The organism is Nioella aestuarii, from assembly GCF_050896395.1.
Lineage (GTDB): Bacteria > Pseudomonadota > Alphaproteobacteria > Rhodobacterales > Rhodobacteraceae > Nioella > Nioella aestuarii.
Genome location: NZ_JBPBBA010000039.1, coordinates 19322 through 39218 on the forward strand (window position 1 = coordinate 19322; position 19897 = coordinate 39218).

General features: G+C 59.6%; 19 protein-coding genes. 18 read left to right on the plus strand and 1 reads right to left on the minus strand.

What is annotated here, in order from left to right; genetic code table 11:
• The first annotated feature begins 29 nt into the window (after window positions 1-29).
• Together ACROHD_RS17470 and ACROHD_RS17475 are read left to right on the plus strand one after the other, a co-directional pair.
• The gene (locus tag ACROHD_RS17470) at window positions 30-317 is read left to right on the plus strand and encodes a YggT family protein (RefSeq protein WP_432679685.1); all 288 of its coding nucleotides are present in this window, start codon (window positions 30-32) and stop codon (window positions 315-317) included.
• Window positions 318-572: 255 nt separating this feature from the next.
• Window positions 573-1535 carry a KpsF/GutQ family sugar-phosphate isomerase gene (locus ACROHD_RS17475; RefSeq protein ID WP_432679687.1) on the plus strand — a complete coding sequence of 321 codons (963 nt, stop codon included), beginning with the start codon at window positions 573-575 and terminating at the stop codon, window positions 1533-1535.
• A gap of 3 nt (window positions 1536-1538) precedes the next feature.
• Here ACROHD_RS17475 and ACROHD_RS17480 read toward each other — a convergent pair whose 3' ends face one another.
• Window positions 1539-2744, minus strand: coding sequence for an ROK family transcriptional regulator (locus ACROHD_RS17480; protein WP_432679688.1), 1206 nt, complete (start codon window positions 2742-2744; stop codon window positions 1539-1541).
• 153 nt (window positions 2745-2897) lie between these two features.
• Between ACROHD_RS17480 and ACROHD_RS17485 the strand changes: the two genes are divergently transcribed.
• The 16 genes from ACROHD_RS17485 to iolB all read left to right on the plus strand — a co-directional run bounded on the left by ACROHD_RS17485 (window position 2898) and on the right by iolB (window position 19360).
• On the plus strand, window positions 2898-3932 hold the full coding sequence (locus ACROHD_RS17485; protein ID WP_432679690.1) for a substrate-binding domain-containing protein: 1035 nt from the start codon (window positions 2898-2900) through the stop codon (window positions 3930-3932).
• Between the two features lie 125 nt (window positions 3933-4057).
• Window positions 4058-5134, plus strand: coding sequence for an ABC transporter permease (locus ACROHD_RS17490; protein ID WP_432679692.1), 1077 nt, complete (start codon window positions 4058-4060; stop codon window positions 5132-5134).
• Window positions 5131-5904 (plus strand): ATP-binding cassette domain-containing protein, encoded by a 774-nt coding sequence (locus ACROHD_RS17495; RefSeq protein ID WP_432679693.1) that lies wholly within the window; start codon window positions 5131-5133, stop codon window positions 5902-5904. The genes ACROHD_RS17490 and ACROHD_RS17495 overlap by 4 nt, the downstream gene beginning before the upstream one ends.
• On the plus strand, window positions 5888-6514 hold the full coding sequence (locus tag ACROHD_RS17500) for a nucleoside/nucleotide kinase family protein (RefSeq protein WP_432679694.1): 627 nt from the start codon (window positions 5888-5890) through the stop codon (window positions 6512-6514). The genes ACROHD_RS17495 and ACROHD_RS17500 overlap by 17 nt, the downstream gene beginning before the upstream one ends.
• An 18-nt stretch (window positions 6515-6532) precedes the next feature.
• Window positions 6533-7462 (plus strand): carbohydrate kinase family protein, encoded by a 930-nt coding sequence (locus tag ACROHD_RS17505; protein WP_432679695.1) that lies wholly within the window; start codon window positions 6533-6535, stop codon window positions 7460-7462.
• Window positions 7463-7533: 71 nt separating this feature from the next.
• A complete protein-coding gene (locus ACROHD_RS17510) occupies window positions 7534-8565 on the plus strand; it encodes a LacI family DNA-binding transcriptional regulator (RefSeq protein ID WP_432679696.1) in 1032 nt (343 codons plus the stop codon).
• Between the two features lie 142 nt (window positions 8566-8707).
• The gene (locus ACROHD_RS17515) at window positions 8708-9523 is read left to right on the plus strand and encodes a TIM barrel protein (RefSeq protein ID WP_432679698.1); all 816 of its coding nucleotides are present in this window, start codon (window positions 8708-8710) and stop codon (window positions 9521-9523) included.
• Window positions 9524-9602: 79 nt separating this feature from the next.
• Entirely contained in the window at window positions 9603-10547 is a 945-nt protein-coding gene (locus ACROHD_RS17520) for a sugar ABC transporter substrate-binding protein (RefSeq protein WP_432679700.1), read from the plus strand.
• Window positions 10548-10653: 106 nt separating this feature from the next.
• Window positions 10654-11775, plus strand: a complete 1122-nt coding sequence (locus ACROHD_RS17525; protein ID WP_432679702.1) for an ABC transporter permease — start codon at window positions 10654-10656, stop codon at window positions 11773-11775.
• A 1-nt stretch (window position 11776) separates the two neighbouring features.
• Complete coding sequence (locus tag ACROHD_RS17530) at window positions 11777-12565, plus strand: ATP-binding cassette domain-containing protein (RefSeq protein WP_432679704.1); 789 nt, start codon at window positions 11777-11779, stop codon at window positions 12563-12565.
• Window positions 12566-12642: 77 nt separating this feature from the next.
• Window positions 12643-13635: an inositol 2-dehydrogenase gene (iolG, locus tag ACROHD_RS17535; RefSeq protein ID WP_432679705.1), complete on the plus strand. Its 993-nt coding sequence runs from the start codon at window positions 12643-12645 to the stop codon at window positions 13633-13635.
• Between the two features lie 46 nt (window positions 13636-13681).
• Window positions 13682-15589, plus strand: a complete 1908-nt coding sequence (locus tag ACROHD_RS17540; protein WP_432679707.1) for a bifunctional 5-dehydro-2-deoxygluconokinase/5-dehydro-2-deoxyphosphogluconate aldolase — start codon at window positions 13682-13684, stop codon at window positions 15587-15589.
• Window positions 15586-17418, plus strand: coding sequence for a 3D-(3,5/4)-trihydroxycyclohexane-1,2-dione acylhydrolase (decyclizing) (gene iolD, locus ACROHD_RS17545; RefSeq protein WP_432679708.1), 1833 nt, complete (start codon window positions 15586-15588; stop codon window positions 17416-17418). Before ACROHD_RS17540 ends, iolD begins: the two co-directional genes overlap by 4 nt.
• An 11-nt stretch (window positions 17419-17429) precedes the next feature.
• On the plus strand, window positions 17430-18335 hold the full coding sequence (gene iolE / locus ACROHD_RS17550; RefSeq protein ID WP_432679709.1) for a myo-inosose-2 dehydratase: 906 nt from the start codon (window positions 17430-17432) through the stop codon (window positions 18333-18335).
• Between the two features lie 19 nt (window positions 18336-18354).
• Complete coding sequence (locus tag ACROHD_RS17555) at window positions 18355-18561, plus strand: hypothetical protein (protein WP_432679710.1); 207 nt, start codon at window positions 18355-18357, stop codon at window positions 18559-18561.
• Window positions 18554-19360 carry a 5-deoxy-glucuronate isomerase gene (gene iolB / locus ACROHD_RS17560; RefSeq protein ID WP_432679711.1) on the plus strand — a complete coding sequence of 269 codons (807 nt, stop codon included), beginning with the start codon at window positions 18554-18556 and terminating at the stop codon, window positions 19358-19360. Before ACROHD_RS17555 ends, iolB begins: the two co-directional genes overlap by 8 nt.
• The last annotated feature ends 537 nt before the right edge of the window (window positions 19361-19897 follow it).

A 19897-nucleotide genomic window follows, 5' to 3' on the forward strand; every position in this document is an offset into this window, starting at 1 on the left:
CTGGTTTTGAGCAAAGGAAAACCCCCGCCATGCTGTCGATCATCCAGATCCTGCTGATGCTGATAAGCGTCGCCAAGTTCATCATCATCGCCCATATCATCATGAGCTGGCTGATCAATTTCGGCGTCCTGAACATGCACCAGCCACTCGTGGCGCAAATCTGGCGGGGCCTAAATCAGTTGCTGGAACCGGTCTATGGCCCGATCCGCCGGATGTTGCCCAACATGGGCGGGCTCGACCTTGCACCGCTGATCGTGATCCTCGGCCTTTTCGCGGCAGAAATCCTGATCCGCAACAACGCGGTGTATTTCATCTGATCGCCCCTAGCACCTTGGCCCGATGACCTTGGGGGCAGCCCGGAAGAATATGGTCATAGGAACCGCATCTTGGCGCGCGCCTTGGGTTATGGGCGCTGGGCCGTACGCAAGTTGCCTTCACAAGCGGCGAAAAAGGCTCGCGTCTGTACAGGGGGTGTACAGGGGGTGTAGGCAGAGTGTACGGGCGTTTTCGGGGGAAAATCCCCTGCATTTTTCCCATGACCCGCGCTTCGCAGATAGGCTAATCATCTTCTCATGACCCGTCCCGATCCCGATCTGATCCGCCAAACCGCCGCCCGTGTCCTGCGCTTGGAAGGCGAGGCCGTGGCCCGTATGGCCGACGCCCTGCCTGTCGATTTTGAAGCCGCGGTGGAGGCGATCCTTGCCGTCAAAGGGCGCGTGATCATTTCCGGCATGGGCAAATCCGGCCATATCGCCCGCAAGATCAGCGCTACCCTCGCCTCAACAGGTACACCCTCCTACTTCGTGCATCCTGCCGAAGCCAGCCATGGCGATCTGGGCATGATTACGCCTGGGGATCTGTGCATTCTGATCTCCAATTCCGGCGAAACGTCGGAACTGGGCGATATCGTCGCCCATGTCGCGCGGTTTTCGATTCCGATGATCGGAATATCGAAAAATCCAGACAGCACGTTGATGAAAGCCGCCGATATGCAGCTGGTTTTGCCAAATGAACCAGAGGCTTGCATCATCGGAATGGCCCCGACGACCTCGACCACGCTGGCCCTGGCGCTTGGCGATGCTCTGGCTGTTGCGGTTATGGAACGGCGTGGCTTCGTGGCGGAAAACTTCCGTACGTTTCATCCCGGCGGCAAGCTTGGCGCGCAACTTGCGACCGCCACGCAGCTCATGCATTCGGGCAATGCGCTGCCGCTGGTTCCCTCTGACATGGCGATGCCGGACGTGCTGCTTGTGATGACCGAAAAGGGCTTTGGCATCGCGGGTGTCACCGAAGGGGGCAAATTGACCGGGGTCATCACCGACGGTGACTTGCGCCGCAATATGGACGGGCTGATGGGCAAGACCGCCGGTCAGGTCGCAACCCAGAACCCCCGCGCGATTTCCCCCGAGACGCTGGCCGCCGAAGCCGTGGGCCTGATGTCAGGCCGGATCACGGCGCTGTTCGTGCTGGACGAAACCGGCAAACCCCTTGGCCTTCTGCATATCCACGATTGCCTGCGCGCCGGCGTTCTCTGACCTTCAGATCGTATACCCGACCAGGAACCGCCCAAGCAGCGGCTGGCTCGCCGCGCCAAGCGACCGGGCGTCGGCTCCAACGGTTCCAGCTTCGACAACTGGCCGTTCCAGTCCGGTGAAATCAAGCTTGTCAAAGTTCGCACGCACATCTTCGACAAGCGCGCTTCGCAGGTGTTCTGGCATCCACCCGTCTATCTTGATTGCCTCAAAGTCGATCACCGCCATGGCCGAATGTGCAGCGCGAGCAATGGCATTTGCAGCCTCTGCGGTCCATTCGTGCAGCAAGGTCTCGGGAATGTCCCACCCCTCGGGGCTGTGCCACAGCATTCCGCTGTCCAGCCCTGCCTCGGTCAGACGGCGTTCCAGCACCACCAGCGACGCCAGGTCCATCAGCTGCCGTTGCTGTCCGCCAAGGTCCAGCACCGGCATCGGGCCGATCGCCCCGGCATTGCCCGTTCGGCCGGTAAACAGAGTGCCATTCAGAACCACCCCGCCGCCGATGAAGAAGGCTATGAAGATATGCAGGAAATTCGCGGGCTGTTCGCCGGTGCCGAAGACCAGTTCGGCGCTACAGGCGGATGTGGCGTCGTTCTGAAGATAAACCTGCATGTCCAGCGCGTCCGATAACTCCGCCAGCAGATCACGGCTCTGCCAAGCGGCCATCTTGCCTGGTTCCACACCGATCATGCGGGCCCAGTCCCACAATTGGAACGGAATAGCGATGCCAAGCCCGGCAATGCGCGGGCGCTGGTCGGCGGGTAAGGAAGATCGAAGCTCTTCCACGGCGCCCAGGGAAAACGCCAGAACGTCACTGAAATCAGGATAGGCATATATCTGTTTCCGCCGCGCGATGATCTGGCCCAGAAAATCCGTCAGAATCATCTCTGCCGATCTGCGACCGACCTTGAGGCCAAGGAAATAAGCCCCTTCCGGGTTCAACCGCATTGGTACCGACGGTTGGCCAACCTTGCCGCGCATCGGTTCGCCTTTCAGCAACAGCCCCTCGACTTCCAGGCTGCGCATGATCACCGACACCGTCTGCGCCGACAATCCCGTTAGCCGCGCGATCTCGGCCTTGGCAAGCGCCCCATGGCGCCGAATCAGCGTCAGCACCAGGCGTTCGTTCTGCGCCCTCATGCCGGTCTGATTCGTGCCGCGTGTTTCCTTGCTGGCAACAGCCTGCACTGGTTTTTCAGTGGTATCGGTCATGGTGCTCTCCCCATTGGGATATTGTGTGGCGCAAGGCAAGTCGTCAATAATTAAATAAGAGTGATTTATTTATTGACACCGGACCGAGACTCAGGGCATTCAGTTGTCCATGGGGCGATGAGGCGCCCTTTGAGAATTTTTTGGGAGGAAGATATGACCAAGACCTTCAAGGCCCTTATGATGGGTGGTGCCGCTGCACTGGCAATGACCGGGGCAGCGCACGCGGATGCGCATGGCGACGCAGTCACCGCGTGCCTGATCACTAAGACGGACACCAACCCGTTCTTCGTGAAAATGCGCGAAGGCGCGACCGAGGCTGCCGAGGCCGCAGGCATCAACCTGCAAACCTATGCCGGTGCGATCGACGGTGACGTTGAAAGCCAGGTAGCAGCGGTTGAAACCTGCATCGCTGCCGGTGCGTCCGGTATCCTGATCACGCCGTCCGACTCCCGCGCCTTGGCGCCGGTGATCGGCCAGGCACGTGAAGCTGGCCTTCTGGTCATCGCGCTCGACACCCCGTTCGAACCTGCGGACACCGCTGACGCTACTTTTGCGACCGACAACTTCGAAGCCGGCCGCCTGATCGGCGCATGGGCCGCCGCAACGCTTGGCGACGCGGCTGCTGACGCCCGCATTGCCCTGCTTGACCTGAACCCGTCGGAAGTGTCCGTCGACTATCTGCGGGACCAGGGCTTCCTGACCGGTTTCGGCATTGATGTGATGGACCCGACCGACATCGGCGACGAAACTGATGAGCGGATCGTCGGCAACGACGTCACCAACGGCAACGAAGAAGGTGGCCGGACCGCGATGGAGAACCTGCTTCAGATCGATCCGTCGATCAACGTTGTCTACACCATCAACGAACCTGCCGCAGCCGGTGCCTATGCCGCGCTTCAGGCCTTTGGTCTTCAGGATCAGGCCCTGATCGTGTCGGTTGACGGTGGCTGTGCCGGTGTCCGTGACGTGGCCGCCGGTGTCATCGGCGCAACCTCGATGCAGTTCCCGCTGCGCATGGCATCGCTTGGGATCGAGGCGATTGCACAGTTTGCCGCTGACGGCAGCCTGCCCGAGAACTCCGAAGGGCTCGATTTCTTCAACACCGGTGTGATGCTGGTCACGGATAGCCCGGTTGACGGCATCGACTCGATTACGTCGGAAGAAGCACTGGAACTTTGCTGGGGCTAATCCCTGCAACACTCCTCGGGGCGGCGATCATGGCCGCCCCACCCTTTATACCCCCAAAATCATTGCCGCATTCCCGCCTGACCCGCATGGTGTAGGCGGATGTGGATTTGGTCGAAGAGGATGACATGGCGGATCAACAAAACACGCCGGGCCAGGATTTCGAACGTGTCCTGACCTCCAGCGATACATCCGTTGCAGAATTCGAAGACAGCCATCGCGGCGTGGTTGGCACGCTTCAGCACATTCTGCACGGAAACCCCACCTTGGTGCCTGTAATCGTTCTGGTCGTCGCCGTTCTGGCGTTTGGCCTGATTGCAGGCGACCGGTTCTTCACACCGTTTAACCTGACACTGATCATGCAGCAGGTCTCGATCATCGGGATCCTCGCAGCGGCACAGAGCCTGGTGATCATTACCGCCGGCATCGACCTGTCAGTCGCGGCCATCATGGTGTTGATGAGCGTCATTTCCGGCAAACTGGCCGTGGAGTTGGGCGTTCCCGCGCCGCTGGCCTTGCTGATCGGCTTTGCAGGCGGCATCGGGGCGGGATACATGAACGGCTTGCTGATCACCAAGGTCAAGCTGCCGCCCTTCATCACCACGCTCGGCACATGGAACATCTTCTTTGCGCTGAACCTGTGGCTGTCCGGCGCGCAGTCCATTCGCGGTCAGGATATCGACGAAGCCGCGCCGCTGCTGAAGTTCTTCGGGCAAAGCATCGCGGTCGGGTCGGCGCGCATCACCTATGGCGTGCTGTTGATGGTCGTGATTTTTGCCGGGCTTTGGTATCTGTTGAACAAGACCGCGTGGGGTCGTCACGTCTACATGATCGGCGACGACAAAGAGGCCGCGGAACTGGCCGGTATCCGGACCGACCGGACATTGCGGCAGGTCTACATGCTGGCGGGCTTTATCTGCGCGTTGGCGGCATGGGCGTCGATCGGGCGTGTGGGTTCGATTTCTCCGCAGAGCTTTTACGAAGGCAACCTTGAAAGCATCACCGCCGTGGTGATCGGGGGCATCTCGCTATTTGGCGGGCGCGGCTCAATCATGGGGGCACTGTTTGGCGCATTGATCGTTGGCGTGTTCCAATCGGGCCTTCGTTTGGCTGGTGTGGACGTGCTGTGGCAGGTCTTTGCCATCGGCTGGCTTATCATCATCGCGGTCGCGGTCGACCAATGGATCAGAAAGGTTTCGGCATGACAGACCCAATCTTGCAAGCCCGCGGGCTGGTCAAACGCTATGGCCGCGTCACCGCGCTGGACAACGCCGATTTCGATCTGTTGCCTGGGGAAATCCTGGCTGTGATCGGCGATAACGGGGCCGGGAAATCCTCGCTCATCAAGGCAATTTCCGGCGCGGTCACACCTGATGAAGGCCGGATCACGCTGGAAGGGCAGGAGGTCAGCTATAGCTCGCCGCTTCAGGCGAGAGAGGCCGGCATTGAATGCGTCTACCAGACTTTGGCACTCAGCCCCGCGCTGTCGATCACCGATAACATGTTCGTTGGCAGGGAGCTGAGAAAGCCCGGCTTCATGGGCAAATACATGGGGATGCTGGACAGCAAGGCGATGGAGGAGTTCGCCCGAGAGAAGTTGTCGGAACTTGGCCTGATGACGATTCAGAACATCAATCAGGCAGTGGAAACCCTGTCCGGTGGTCAGCGGCAGGGCGTGGCAGTGGCACGCGCGGCGGCCTTCGGGTCCAAGGTGATCATCCTCGACGAACCCACAGCCGCGCTTGGCGTCAAGGAAAGCCGTAAGGTGTTGGAGCTGATCCAGGACGTCAGGTCGCGCGGCACACCTGTGGTTCTGATCAGCCACAACATGCCGCATGTGTTCGAAGTAGCCGACCGGATTCACATCCACCGATTGGGCAAGCGGCTAGCGGTCGTGAACCCGAACGAGGTCAGCATGTCTGATGCCGTGGCCCTGATGACAGGAGCAATGCAGCCCGATGACATCGCGGCCTGAAGACACCGCCCAAACCACGCTGCCACATCTGCTTGCACTTACGGGCTCACGCAAGTTGATCGCGGTTGCTGGGCCGCCGGGATCGGGGAAATCCTCGGTCTCGGCGGCGCTGTGTCTGGCGTTGCAGAACGCCGGACGGTCGGCGGCGGTTGTGCCGATGGACGGGTTTCACCTTGATAACGCGGTGTTGATGCAACGCGGAATTCTGGCGCGCAAAGGCGCGCCTGCCAGTTTCGACGCGTTGGGGTTCGTGCATATGGTGCGCCGGATCGCAGCGGGAGAGGACGTGATTTACCCCGTCTTTGACCGCGAACGCGACATCGCCATCGCGGGCGCGGCGCATCTTCCGTCTGATACGGAATTTGTTCTGTTCGAAGGCAACTACCTGCACCTAAGAGACGCCCCGTGGTGCGATCTGATGCCGCTTTGGACTCTGTCCATAGCCATCGAAACCCCGCGCGAAGCGCTGGCCAATCGGTTGTTGCAGCGTTGGCTGGATCATGGTTTGCCCAAGTCGCAGGCCATCGCACGGCGGGATGCGAACGACATGCCCAATGCCGATCTTGTGCTGTCCAGTAGCCTGCCCGCCGACCTGACCATTTCCAACTGATCGAAGGACCGAAGACCCATGATCCTCTGCTGTGGCGAAGCCTTGATTGACATGATTCCCAGTCCGACCCTAGAAAGCGGACGGGATGGGTTTGTGCCCCATTCGGGCGGGGCGGTCTTTAATACCGCCATTGCGCTGGGACGCCTTGGGGTGCAGACCGGGATGGTCACGGGTCTGTCGACCGACATGTTTGGTCAGCAACTGGCCGATGCGCTGCGCGCCAGCCATGTGGATGTAAGTCGTGTGATCCAGTCCGACCGCCCGACGACGCTGGCCTTCGTCAAACTGACCGATGGGCACGCCACGTATTCCTTCTTCGATGAGAACACCGCCGGGCGCATGATCCGGCCCGAGGATCTGCCCGATCTGACGGACGAGGTCAGTGCGCTGTTTTTTGGCGGCATCAGCCTGGCCGTGGAACCCTGCGCCGACACCTATGCCGCTCTGGTTGAGCGCGAAGGCGCGGGTCGCGCTGTGATGATGGACCCAAACATTCGACCCGGTTTCATCAAGAATGCCGACCGTTACCGGGATCGGCTGGCGCGGATGTTGCGGTTGACCGATATCGTCAAGGTTTCGGACGAAGATCTGAACTGGATCTACCCAGGCCCCGAGTCGCTTCAGGCCAAGCTGGACATGTTGCGGGGCACCGGGCCCAAAATCGTCGTCCTGACTCGTGGGGGCGAAGGGGCTACCGCCTATCTGTCTGATGGAACGGACGTGAGCGTCGCCGCCGAACGCGTCACGGCAGTGGACACTGTTGGTGCAGGCGACACGTTCAACGCCGGAGTTATGGCCAGCCTGTCGGAACAAGGCGTGCTAACCAAAACCGGGGTATCAGAGGTCAGCGCAGATCAGATGCGCAGTGCTTTGACCCTCGCGGCAAAGTCCGCCGCGATCACCGTCAGCAGGGCAGGGGCCAACCCGCCATGGCGGGAAGAACTGTAAGCCTGCGCAGTTGCGGATTGCCAGCCCTGCCCAAAACACGTCATAAATGACGTCTCTGGCAGGAGGTGATGATGGCGAAGCGTTCGACCGTGAAAGATGTGGCCCGCGAGGCCGGGGTCAGCGTTTCGACTGTTGATCGGGCCCTGAACGGTCGCATGAAAGTGCGAGAGGAGACCCTGCGCAAAATCGCCGAGGCCGCGCACAAGGTTGGATACCACGCGCGCGGGTTGATTGAACATCGGATGGCGCCGGACCGACCCAAGATGCGGTTAGGCTTTGTGCTCCTGAAACCCTCACAGGCGTTCTATCAGCTATTTTCGAAGGAAATCGAAAAGGCCGTCGCGGCCCGAACGGATATCGAAGGGCAGGCCGTTATTCGCTATGCCAAGTCGCAAGCCCCAGAGGAATTTGCCAGCCTGATGGAAAGCCTTGGGCGCAGAGTGGACGCGCTGGCCTGCGTGGCTGTGAACCACCAAAGCCTGAACCGCGTGGTCCAGGATCTGCAAGCCAAGGGCGTTCCGGTCTTTTCGCTGTTGAATGACTTTGCCCAAGGTATCCGGCGCTACTACGTGGGGTCAAACAATGTGAAAGTCGGGCGTGTTGCGGCATGGATGATCTCCAGATCGGTCAAGCAACCCGGCAAACTGGCGCTGTTCGTCGGCGGCAACCGATGGCATGGACATGACCTTCGCGAAGTGGGGTTTCGGTCTTTCATCCGCGAAAATGCGCCTGCGTTGCCTGTGCTTGATACGCTGGTCAACCTGGAAACGCGCGAGCTGACCTATGAGGCGACGCTCGATCTCTTGACGCGTCATCCCGACCTGCGCGGAATCTTTATCGCGGGGGGCGGAATGGAGGGCGCATTTGCGGCTTTGCGGGAAATGCGCCAGCCACATGAGGTTGCTTTGGTGGTCAATGAACTGACGGATGACAGCCGCGCTGCATTGGCGGATGGCTATGCCGTCATGGCGATTGCCACGCCTCTTGATACCCTGTGTACCGACCTGATCGAGCTGATGGTTCATGCGGTTCAATCAAGCGAAGACACTGTAGTAGGACAACATTTTCTGCAATCGCGCATCTATCTTCCAGAGATGATTTAGTGACGTAAAAACGTCATTTTTGCGCACGCAGAAAACGTCATTTATGACCAAAAATAAGCGACACCGATTGACGGAATCGTCGCCTTCCAACAGCTTTCCCAACGTCAGCTGCTGCATTCACAGCTTGGCATAGGGAGGATGAATGTTTTTTTCGTTGAACCAGGTTACAGCCCCTCAGCTAGGGTTTGTCGAGTTTCTGGAACTCGCCAAACGCGTTGGCTGCGACGGTGTTGAACTGCGCAACGATTTGAACAGATCTCTTTTCGACGGCATTGATCCGGGGGAAGCAGGGGCGATGGCCCGGGACCTTGGGCTGCGCGTAGTGGCGCTGAACCATATCTGCGCATTCAACTCTTGGCCGCCGGAACAATCCCCCAGTGCCAGGGGCCTTCTGGAAGCAGCGGTTGCCTGTGGCGCCGAGGCCGTGTCCTTCACCCCCCGCAATGATGGAATCGGATGTGCGAACGGTGAACGGCAGGCTAATCTGAGGATTGCAATCAAGACGCTTCTGCCGCTGTTGAAAGAAGTCGGGATGATCGGCCTGATCGAACCGCTTGGTTTCATGACATCGTCGCTGCGCAGCAAAGCAGAGGCCGTTGCCATAATCGACACGCTGGATGCCAAAGAACATCTCAAGATTGTGCACAACACCTTTCACCACTTCCTGGATGGCGAGGGTGAACTGTTCCCAGACCATACGGCACTGGTGCAGATCTCGGGTGTGGTGAACGATACGCTGACTCGATCCGACATGCGCGATGAACACCGCGTTTTCGTCGATGAGCACGATCAGCTTGGAACAGTAGAACAGATCTCCGGCCTTGTTGCCGGGGGATATCGCGGGCCGCTGTCTTTTGAATGCTTCTCTCCTGATGTTCAGGAAAGTGACAGCATCGAAGAGGGGCTCAAAGGATCAATTGAATTCATCGCATCGCATCTAAGGGCCACAGCGGCCTGAGTGGTGCGTGAAATCGCCCCTTACGGGGCTTCCGGCTAGAGAAATGGTGTGCCGGACACCGAACTTGGGAGGATACCTGATGAAAAAGACCTTGATTGCAGCAACGGTTGCCGCCAGCGCAACCCTGACCGGCATGGCAGCCCCGGCGCTGGCCGATGGCGAGCGTTATGTTCTGGTAAGCCACGCACCCGACAGCGATAGCTGGTGGAACACGATCCGCAACGGCCTTGCGCTGGCGGGCGACCAGATGGGCGTTGAGATCGAATACCGCAACCCCCCCACCGGTGACCTTGCCGACATGGCGCGGATCATCGAGCAGGCAGCCGCGTCCGGCCCTGATGGCATCATCACCACGCTGGCAGACTATGACGTGCTGTCCGGCCCGATCCGCAACGCGGTGGATTCCGGTGTTGACGTGATCATTATCAACTCTGGTACGCCTGATCAGGCCCGCGAAGTCGGCGCTCTGATGTATGTCGGTCAGCCCGAATATGATGCAGGCTACGCAGCTGGTCTGCGCGCAGCCGGTGATGGCGTGGAAAGCTTCCTTTGCGTTAACCACTACATCTCCTCGCCGTCCTCCACCGAGCGGTGCCAGGGCTTTGCCGACGGACTTGGCGTCGAGCTTGGCAGCCAGATGATCGACTCGGGCCAGGACCCGGCCGAAATTCAGAACCGTGTTCTGGCCTACCTGAACACCAACCCTGAAACTGACGCCATCCTTACCCTCGGGCCGACCTCTGCTGACCCGACCATCCTGGCGCTGGAACAGAACGGCATGGCCGGCGAGATCTACTTCGGCACCTTCGACCTGGGCGAGAACATCGTTCAGGGCCTGCGTGACGGCGTGATCCAGTGGGGCATCGATCAGCAGCCCTTCCTTCAGGCCTACCTGCCGGTGATCGTCATGACCAACTACCACCGCTATGGCGTGCTTCCCGGCAACAACATCAACTCGGGCCCCGGTTTCGTGACCGCAGACGGGCTTGAGATGGTGGAACGCTTCGCGGGCGAATACCGCTAATCTTACTAAGAAGACTCTCCCTGGCGAAGGGTGGCAGGACGCTGCCCTTCGCCTCTTCTAAACTGGGATTCGTCATGAAGCCCTTCAACACGCGGAGTGTTTACCAATGACAAACACCGCTCAGAATTCTGTGCAGGACGAACGCGTCAAGGAGATTTCCTCCTTCCGCAAAGCCCTGATCCGCCCCGAACTCGGCGGCATCTGCGGCACGGTAATTGTTTTTCTGTTCTTCGCCATCTTTGCCGGTAACAGCGGCATGTTCAATTCTCAGGGCATCCTGAACTGGAGCACCGTTTCCGCCCAGTTCATGATCATTGCCGTGGGGGCGTGCCTTCTGATGATCGCTGGTGAATTCGATCTGTCCGTTGGCTCCATGATCGGTTTTGCCGGCATGATGATCGCAATCTTCTCTGTAACGCTTGGCTGGCCAGTCTGGCTTGCCATCATTCTCGCCTTCCTGATCTGCATGAGCATTGGGGCGCTGAACGGCTATATCGTCGTCAAAACCGGCCTACCGTCCTTCATCGTGACCTTGGCCTTCCTGTTCATCCTTCGTGGTTTCACCATTTTCATCCCTCAGCAGTTGCAGAACCGGACCATCATTGGGGGGATTTCCGAGGTTGCCGAGGGCGATTGGCTTGCCCCGCTGTTTGGTGGTCAGATCGGAGGCTGGTTCTTCGAATTCCTTGGCGAACGTGGCTGGATCGAGGTGTTCGAACGCGGCACGCGTGCTGGCGAGCCGGTGGTCGATGGCATCCCGATGTTGATTGTCTGGGCTATCGTTCTGGTGATCTTCGGTCACTTCCTGCTGACCCGCACGCAATTCGGAAACTGGATCTTTGCAGCCGGTGGCGATGCAGAGGCGGCCCGGAACTCTGGTGTTCCCGTCAATGCCGTGAAGGTCAAGATGTTCATCATGACCGCATTCTGCGCCACGGTTTTCGCGACTTGCCAGGTGATGGAATTCGGCTCCGCGGCTGCTGACCGCGGCATCCTGAAAGAGTTCGAAGCCATCATCGCGGTGGTTATCGGTGGTGCTCTTCTGACCGGCGGCTACGGATCGGTCATCGGGGCGGCGCTTGGTGCGCTGATCTTTGGTGTGGTTCAACAGGGCCTTTTCTTCACCGGTGTGGAAAGCTCGCTCTTCCGGGTGTTCCTGGGTGTCATCCTGCTGCTCGCGGTGATCCTGAACACCTATATTCGCCGCCTGATCACGGGGGAACGTTAAGATGACAAGTGAACACGCTCCCATCATCGAGATGCGCAAAATCGAAAAGCACTTCGGTTCGGTCATTGCCCTTGCCGGTGTGTCGGTCGATGTCTTCCCGGGCGAATGCCACTGCCTTCTGGGCGACAACGGTGCAGGCAAATCGACCTTCATCAAGACCATGTCTGGCGTTCACAAGCCGACGGCGGGTGAAATCATGTTCGAAGGCAAGCCGATGCATTTCGCAGACCCGCGCGATGCAATCTCGGCCGGGATCGCAACTGTGCACCAGCACCTGGCGATGATCCCGCTGATGTCGGTTAGCCGCAACTTCTTCATGGGCAATGAACCGGTGAAGAAGGTCGGTCCGCTGAAGCTTTTTGACCATGAGTACGCGAACAAAGTGACCATGGAAGAAATGCGCAAGATGGGCATCAACCTGCGCGGGCCGGATCAGGCCGTGGGCACATTGTCGGGCGGTGAACGTCAGACCGTGGCTATTGCGCGGGCCGTCCATTTCGGTGCCAAGGTTCTCATTCTCGATGAACCGACCTCGGCGCTTGGTGTGCGGCAGACTGCAAACGTTCTGGCGACGATCGACAAAGTGCGCAAGCAAGGCATTGCCGTGGTGTTCATCACCCACAATGTGCGGCATGCGATGGCAGTCGGTGATCGCTTCACGGTTCTGAATCGGGGCAAGACCCTGGGCACCGCGCAACGCGGTCAGATCACACCGGAAGAGTTGCAGGACATGATGGCCGGTGGCCAAGAACTGGTCGCATTGGAAGGTTCGCTCGGCGGAACCGTCTGACAAAGAGCCAGATCGGTGGCGTGGGATGCACGCCACCGATCGAATTCCAACACTATACAAAGGTTCAGGAGAGCGAGATGACCGTTCGTTTTGGGGTACTAGGTGCAGGCCGCATCGGGCAGGTTCACGCCCGCGCCATCGCCTCCGTGGATGGGGCACGCCTGGTGGCGATTGCCGAACCGATGGAGGCCGCGGCCAAGGCGGCTCAGGCCAAATTTGGATGCGATTTGCGCACGATTGATCAGGTCGCGGCATCGGATGACATCGACGCGGTCGTGATCTGTACGCCAACCGACACTCATGCTGACCTGATCGAGCAATTCGCCCGTGCGGGAAAGGCTGTCTTCTGTGAAAAGCCCGTCGATCTAAGCGTGGACCGCGTGAAGCAGGCATTGGCCACGGTCGAGGAAAGCGGTGCGACACTGATGGTTGGCTTCAACCGTCGTTTCGACCCCGATTTCATGGCGGTAAAGGCAGCGATTGATGAGGGCCGTATCGGGAATGTGGAAATGGTCACGATCACCAGCCGCGATCCGGGAGCGCCGCCCTATGAGTATATCAAGGTGTCTGGCGGCATTTTCCGGGACATGATGATCCACGACTTTGACATCGCCCGCTGGCTGCTCGGCGAGGAAGTGGAAACGGTCATGGCGCAGGGGTCTGTCCTGACCGACCCCGAGATTGGAAAACTGGGCGATTTCGACAGCGCCAGTGTGATCCTGCGTACGGCTAGCGCCAAGCAGGCCGTTATCACCAATTCGCGCCGTGCCGCATATGGCTATGATCAACGGATCGAGGTGCTTGGATCGACCGGATCCGTAAGTGCGCAAAACCAGCATGAAGCAAATATCGAGGTGGCGAATGCAGAGGGCTATTGCCGTCCGCCACTGCTGAATTTCTTCATGTCCCGCTATGTTGCCGCCTATGCAAACGAGATCGCGTCGTTCGTCGCGGCGGTGGCAGAAGGAGTCCAAACGCCCACCACCGGGCAAGACGGGTTGAAGGCATTGGAACTAGCCGAAGCGGCTGTGATTTCGGCCCAGACCGGACAGGCGGTTCGGCTGAGCTGACAGATCGGGGCATCACGCCCCTGACCCAAATTGAAGGAGCGCTTTCATGAAGCCGCTTGATGTGATCACCATCGGCCGGTCCTCGGTTGATTTGTATGGCCAGCAGGTTGGTGGCCGGTTGGAAGATATGGGGTCTTTCCAGAAATACATTGGCGGTTCGCCCACCAATATCGCGGCGGGAACGGCCCGACTTGGTCTGCGCTCGGCGTTGATCACGCGGGTTGGCGACGAACATATGGGTCGCTTCATTCGCGAGGAATTGGTGCGCGAAGGTGTCGATGTTCGGGGCGTGAAGACGGACCCGGAGCGTTTGACTGCGCTGGTGCTGCTTGGCATCCGCGATCAGGATCAGTTTCCGCTGATCTTCTACCGGTCAGATTGTGCCGATATGGCGCTTTGCGAGGATGACATTGATCCGGCTTTCATCGGCGAAGCGCGGGCGGTCGTGGCCACGGGCACACATCTGTCGCATCCCCGGACCGAGGCTGCGGTGCTGAAGGCGCTTGGGCTCGCACGTGAATCAGGCGCGCAGACAGCGCTCGATATCGACTATCGTCCCAACCTTTGGGGTTTGGCAGGTCATGGTGATGGGGAAAGCCGTTTCATCGCGTCCGAGGCGGTCACGAAGAAGCTGCAATCGACGCTGCATCTGTTTGATCTGATCGTCGGCACGGAAGAAGAATTCCACATTGCAGGCGGCACGACGGATACGATCGCGGCACTGCGTGCGGTGCGCGCGGTATCGGGTGCAACGCTGGTGTGCAAGCGCGGGCCGATGGGTGCTGTGGCGTTTGAGGGCGACATTCCCGATAGCCTGGATGACGGTCAGACCGGCCCAGGCTTTCCCATTGAGGTGTTCAATGTTCTTGGGGCGGGCGACGGGTTTATGTCGGGGCTGTTGAAAGGCTGGCTTGACGGTGCAGACTGGCCCACGGCACTGACCTATGCCAATGCCTGCGGGGCTTTTGCGGTCAGCCGCCATGGCTGTACCCCCGCTTATCCAAGCTGGGAAGAACTGCAATTCTTCCTTGAACGTGGCGTGAAGAACGCGGCCTTGCGCAAGGATATGGTCCTGGAAAACGTCCATTGGTCTACCAATCGCAAGGGCGACTGGTCCTCGATCCGCAGCTTTGCCTTCGATCACCGGATGCAGCTGGAAGAACTGGAAGGCGCCACCAAGGACAAGATCGGCGCTTTCAAGGAACTGTGCCTGGATGCGGCGCTGAAGGTTGCGGACGGTCAGCCAGGTTACGGCATTCTGTGTGACGGACGGCTTGGGCGCGATGCGCTTTACAAGGCGACGGGCACTGGCCTTTGGGTGGGGCGGCCTGTGGAATGGCCGGGTTCGCGCCCCTTGGTGCTGGAACCCGAGATCGGGCCGGACTACGGGGGCCTCAACGAATGGCCGCTCGACAATGTGGTGAAGGTCCTGTGCTTCTGCCACCCGGACGACGATGCGGATATGTGGGCCCGGCAGGAAGACACGATTGTTCGGCTGTTCAACGCGGCGCGTCGCAACCGGCTGGAATTTCTGCTGGAGGTTATTCCGTCGAAAGTGGCCCCTGTAGATGATCAGACAACCGCGCAGATCATCCAGCGTTTCTACGATCTGGGTGTATACCCGGACTGGTGGAAGCTGGAGCCGATGACAACCGACGCCGGTTGGCAGGCGGCCTGCGACGCAATCACGCGCAACGATCCTTATACGCGAGGCATAGTTGTTCTTGGGCTGGCAGCGACCGAAGAAGCATTGCGCGAGAGCTTCAAGGTGGCTGCACGGTTCCCGCTCGTGAAGGGGTTTGCCGTCGGGCGCACGATCTTTGGCGCAGCGGCAGAGGCCTACATGAAAGACGCGATCACTGCAGGCGAAGCAGTCGATCAAATGGCAGACAATTACGCGCGTCTTTGCGCGATCTGGGACGAGGCCCGTGCGCGGGCGAAGGAGGTAGCATGACAACGATCCGACTGACTGCCGCGCAGGCGATGGTAAAGTACCTCGCCGCGCAGATGACGCCCGAGGGCGTGCCTTATATCGCCGGATGTTGGGCGATCTTCGGCCATGGCAACGTGGCTGGGTTGGGAGAGGCGCTGTATCATCAGCGCGATGCGCTGCCCACCTATCGCGGCCATAATGAACAGACTATGGCGCACACGGCAATTGCCTATGCCAAACAGCTGCGCCGTGACCGAGCGATGATGGTGACCAGTTCCATCGGCCCCGGCGCCACCAACATGGTGACGGCCTGTACGCTGGCTTATGTGAACCGTCTGCCGGTCCTTTTCGTGCCGGGCGATGTCTTCGCGCATCGTGGCCCCGATCCGGTGTTGCAGCAGCCCGAGAACTTTGCCGATGGCACCGTGACCGCAACCGACACGTTCCGGCCTGTCAGCCGCTATTTCGACCGGATAACCCGGCCCGAACAGCTGCTGACCGCACTGCCGCGCGCGATGCGGACGATGACGGATCCCGCCGATTGCGGGCCGGTGACGCTGGCTTTCTGTCAGGACGTGCAGGCCGAGGCTTTTGACTACCCCGAGGCGTTTTTTGAGCCACGCGTGTGGCACCGTCGTGAAGTACAGCCCGATCCGGCAGAGCTGGCGCGGGTGGCCGAGCTGCTGGAGAGCGCCGAAAATCCGGTCATTGTCGCGGGTGGCGGCACCCATTATGGCCATGCGACCGAGGCGCTTGCCGCCTTTGCCGAGGCGCATCAGATCCCCGTTGTTGAAACTCAGGCAGGCAAATCTGCCCTTCCCTGGGACCATCCGCTAAACCTTGGTCCCATCGGTGTGACCGGCGCGGAAAGCGCCAACAGGGTCTGCGCATCGGCGGATGTGGTGATTGGCGTGGGCACACGTTTCCAGGACTTCACCACCGGATCATGGTCGTTGTTCGCCAACCCGGCGCGTAAGCTCGTAAGCCTTAATGTGCAGGCCTATGACGCGATGAAACACGGGGCAGAACCCTTGTGCTGCGACGCGAAGGCGGGGCTTGTGGCACTGTCTGCGTCCCTTGGTGACAAGACCTTTGCCGCCCCGGACTCAGCGTTGAAAACCGACTGGTTCGCCAAAGTCGATCCGTTGACAGACGCGCCAGAGGAGGACGCGAACGCTCTGCCGACCGATATGCAGGTTGTTGGTGCGGTGCAGCGGTCCGCTGGCCCTGATACGGTCGTCATGTGCGCCGCCGGCACCATGCCGGGCGAGTTGCACAAGCTGTGGAAAGCAGGCCGTCCCGGCAGCTACCACATGGAATACGGGTTCAGCTGCATGGGCTACGAGATCGCGGGCGCGCTTGGCATCTGGATGGCCGAGCCCGAGCGCGACATCGTCTGCTTCACCGGCGACGGCACCTACATGATGGCCAACTCGGAGCTGGCCACGGCCTGCATGATGGGGGCAAAGTTCACGCTGGTGATCACCGACAACCGGGGCTTCGGCTGTATTAACCGGCTGCAGATGGGCACCGGTGGGGAAGAGTTTAACAATCTTCTCGACAAATCCCACCACGTGAACCCGTCGCAGATCGACTTTGTTGCGCATGCGGCCAGCATGGGTGCAAAAGCCGTGAAGGCAGGCAGCGTCGCAGAGCTGGAGGACCATCTGGCAAAGGCAAAGGACCATGACGGTGTCTACGCCATTGTACTGGATACCGACCCGTATCCCTCCACCCCCCATGGCGGCAGCTGGTGGGAAGTGGGTGTTCCCGAGGTCAGCACTCGCCCGCAGGTGAACGAAGCCCGCGCCAACTACGAAACCAAGCGCAAGACACAGCGCACCGTCTGAAAGCAAGACCAATGAGCGTCAAAATCGGGATCTCTCCCATAGCATGGCAGAACGACGACCTGCCGGACATTACCGCCGCCTATACGATGGAGCAGGCCCTGCAAGAGGCCCGCGAGATCGGGTATACCGGCGTCGAGCGCGGCCAGCGTATGCCCCACGATACCGAGGGGCTGCGGGCCTATCTCGAGGCCAATGATCTGGCCCTCTGCGGCGGTTGGTGCTCGGGCAATACGCTGGTGAACAGCGTGGCCGAGGAATCTGCGGCGATCAGCCAGCAAGTGGAGCAGTTCGTGGCCCTTGGTGCGCCCTGCATTGTCTATGCAGAATGTTCAAACACCGTGCAGGGGATGCAAGGCGCACCGGTCAACAACCGCCCGAAACTGACCCGCGACGAGGTGTTGGCCTATGCGGCCAAGCTGACTGAAGTGGCGAAATGGGTCACGGGGCAGGGGATGCCCTTCGCATATCACCACCATATGGGGTCCATTATCGAAAGCGAAGATGATGTGAACTGGCTGATGGAAGGCTCGGGGCCCGAGCTTCAGCTATGTTTCGATACCGGCCATATGCTGTTTGGCGGCGGTGACGTCATGGCGGTCATGAACCGGTGGGCCGACCGCATCCATCACGTCCATTTCAAGGATATTCGCCCCGACGTCGTGAAGGATGTGCGCGACAATGACCGCAGCTTCCTTGACGCGGTGATTGCCGGCGCGTTCACCGTGCCCGGAGATGGCTGCATCGACTTCCAGGCGGTGGCCGACAAGCTGAAAGAAATGCAGTATGCAGGCTGGATCGTGGTCGAGGCGGAACAGGACCCTGCCAAAGCGCCCCCTTACGAGTATTCAAAACTAGGTTATGAGCATATCTTGACGGTCTGTGACCGTGCGGGGCTGACGGTACAGACCCGCGCCTGAGTTTTGAAAGGAACCGCCCATGTTTGACATGCGACACCCGTTTTTCCGGCCGCTCTGGATTCGGATTAGCACCGTCGTGTTCTGTTTTGCATGGGCGGCGATGGAACTTGCCCTGGACGAGGGCACCTGGGCGATGATCTTCGGGGCAATCGGTGGGTATACAGCCTATCACCTGCTGTATGCCTGGGTGCCTCCGGAAGAAGACGAGGACAATGACAATGGCTGACCTGCTGCTGAAACCCTTCGGCACCCATGGCAAGGTGCATCACGTCACACCCGCAACTGCCGGCTGGCGCTATGTGGGCTTCTCGCTCTACCGGCTGCGTGCAGGCGATGTGGTTGGCGAGTCGACCGGTGAAAACGAAGTGATCCTGGTAATGGTCGAGGGCAAAGCCACAGTCACTGCCGCCGGGCAGGACTGGGGTGAACTTGGTGACCGTATGAATGTCTTCGAAAAGACCCCGCCGCATTCGCTCTATGTTCCTAACGACAGCGACTGGAAGGCAACGGCAACAACGGACTGCACCATTGCAATCTGCGCTGCGCCGGGCAAAGGCGGGCACGCTGCTCGCCGCATCGGCCCTGACGGCATCAGGCTTACGGAACGTGGCAAGGGCACCAATACCCGCTACATCAACAATATCGCGATGGAGGCAGAGGATTACTGCGACAGCTTGCTGGTGACCGAAGTGTTCACCCCGGCGGGCCACTGGTCCAGCTACCCCAGCCACCGCCACGATGAAGACGATTTCCCCCGGATCACCTATCTGGAGGAAACCTATTACCATCGTCTGAACCCTTCTCAGGGCTTTGGCATCCAGCGAGTCTATACTGAGGACGGTACGCTTGATGAAACCATGGCCGTCAGCGACGGCGATGTGGTTCTGGTCCCGCGCGGGCATCACCCCTGCGGAGCGCCATACGGGTTCGAGATGTACTACCTCAACGTCATGGCAGGCCCCCGCCGCAACTGGCGGTTCCAGGCCGACCCGGCTGTTCAGTGGATCATGGACCGGGACGCCTAGGGCGACGAACCCCGGCGACCGAAATCAACCCCATCCGTGGTGTCGTCATCACGGATGGGGTTTTTGATTCGTCTTCTGATCGGCGATGACCTTGGAAAGGTCGAATCATCCCGGAAAACCAAAGCTCCTGACTCCGTTTCCGATTCTGTAATCGTATTTTTCACACGTATTTGTGTGTTATCGTTTGTTATGGGGGTTTGGGGGGTGTTATCGCTTTTTGACACGTTGAGGGTTTTTCGGCAGGGGCCGGGGTTTGTTCCGGTGGGGTCGGGTTTGGTGGGTGATGTGTAGCATATTGGTTTTGCTTCATTATTCTCCCCTTGTTATCCGATAACAAAGCCCCATGAGTTCGTGTTATTTGATTACGAACTCCGTGTTATCGCCTTTCCCTGCGCCGATATTGCCTGACCGCCGGGGGTTGGGCCAAGTGTTGGTCATCGGCAAACGCAACACCGCAGATGCCGCCCACCAACACCACAAACCGCGACACCCGCATCATCACATTCACCCCTCGTCCCAAGCGACACCATCAACCCA

Excerpts from the sequence above, each read along its gene's own strand:
- ACROHD_RS17470 (WP_432679685.1), top strand. The coding sequence starts at position 30 with ATGCTGTCGATCATCCAGATCCTGCTGATGCTGATAAGCGTCGCCAAG.
- ACROHD_RS17475 (WP_432679687.1), top strand. The coding sequence starts at position 573 with ATGACCCGTCCCGATCCCGATCTGATCCGCCAAACCGCCGCCCGTGTC.
- ACROHD_RS17480 (WP_432679688.1), bottom strand. The coding sequence starts at position 2,744 with ATGACCGATACCACTGAAAAACCAGTGCAGGCTGTTGCCAGCAAGGAA.
- ACROHD_RS17485 (WP_432679690.1), top strand. The coding sequence starts at position 2,898 with ATGACCAAGACCTTCAAGGCCCTTATGATGGGTGGTGCCGCTGCACTG.
- ACROHD_RS17490 (WP_432679692.1), top strand. The coding sequence starts at position 4,058 with ATGGCGGATCAACAAAACACGCCGGGCCAGGATTTCGAACGTGTCCTG.
- ACROHD_RS17495 (WP_432679693.1), top strand. The coding sequence starts at position 5,131 with ATGACAGACCCAATCTTGCAAGCCCGCGGGCTGGTCAAACGCTATGGC.
- ACROHD_RS17500 (WP_432679694.1), top strand. The coding sequence starts at position 5,888 with ATGACATCGCGGCCTGAAGACACCGCCCAAACCACGCTGCCACATCTG.
- ACROHD_RS17505 (WP_432679695.1), top strand. The coding sequence starts at position 6,533 with ATGATCCTCTGCTGTGGCGAAGCCTTGATTGACATGATTCCCAGTCCG.
- ACROHD_RS17510 (WP_432679696.1), top strand. The coding sequence starts at position 7,534 with ATGGCGAAGCGTTCGACCGTGAAAGATGTGGCCCGCGAGGCCGGGGTC.
- ACROHD_RS17515 (WP_432679698.1), top strand. The coding sequence starts at position 8,708 with ATGTTTTTTTCGTTGAACCAGGTTACAGCCCCTCAGCTAGGGTTTGTC.
- ACROHD_RS17520 (WP_432679700.1), top strand. The coding sequence starts at position 9,603 with ATGAAAAAGACCTTGATTGCAGCAACGGTTGCCGCCAGCGCAACCCTG.
- ACROHD_RS17525 (WP_432679702.1), top strand. The coding sequence starts at position 10,654 with ATGACAAACACCGCTCAGAATTCTGTGCAGGACGAACGCGTCAAGGAG.
- ACROHD_RS17530 (WP_432679704.1), top strand. The coding sequence starts at position 11,777 with ATGACAAGTGAACACGCTCCCATCATCGAGATGCGCAAAATCGAAAAG.
- iolG (WP_432679705.1), top strand. The coding sequence starts at position 12,643 with ATGACCGTTCGTTTTGGGGTACTAGGTGCAGGCCGCATCGGGCAGGTT.
- ACROHD_RS17540 (WP_432679707.1), top strand. The coding sequence starts at position 13,682 with ATGAAGCCGCTTGATGTGATCACCATCGGCCGGTCCTCGGTTGATTTG.
- iolD (WP_432679708.1), top strand. The coding sequence starts at position 15,586 with ATGACAACGATCCGACTGACTGCCGCGCAGGCGATGGTAAAGTACCTC.
- iolE (WP_432679709.1), top strand. The coding sequence starts at position 17,430 with ATGAGCGTCAAAATCGGGATCTCTCCCATAGCATGGCAGAACGACGAC.
- ACROHD_RS17555 (WP_432679710.1), top strand. The coding sequence starts at position 18,355 with ATGTTTGACATGCGACACCCGTTTTTCCGGCCGCTCTGGATTCGGATT.
- iolB (WP_432679711.1), top strand. The coding sequence starts at position 18,554 with ATGGCTGACCTGCTGCTGAAACCCTTCGGCACCCATGGCAAGGTGCAT.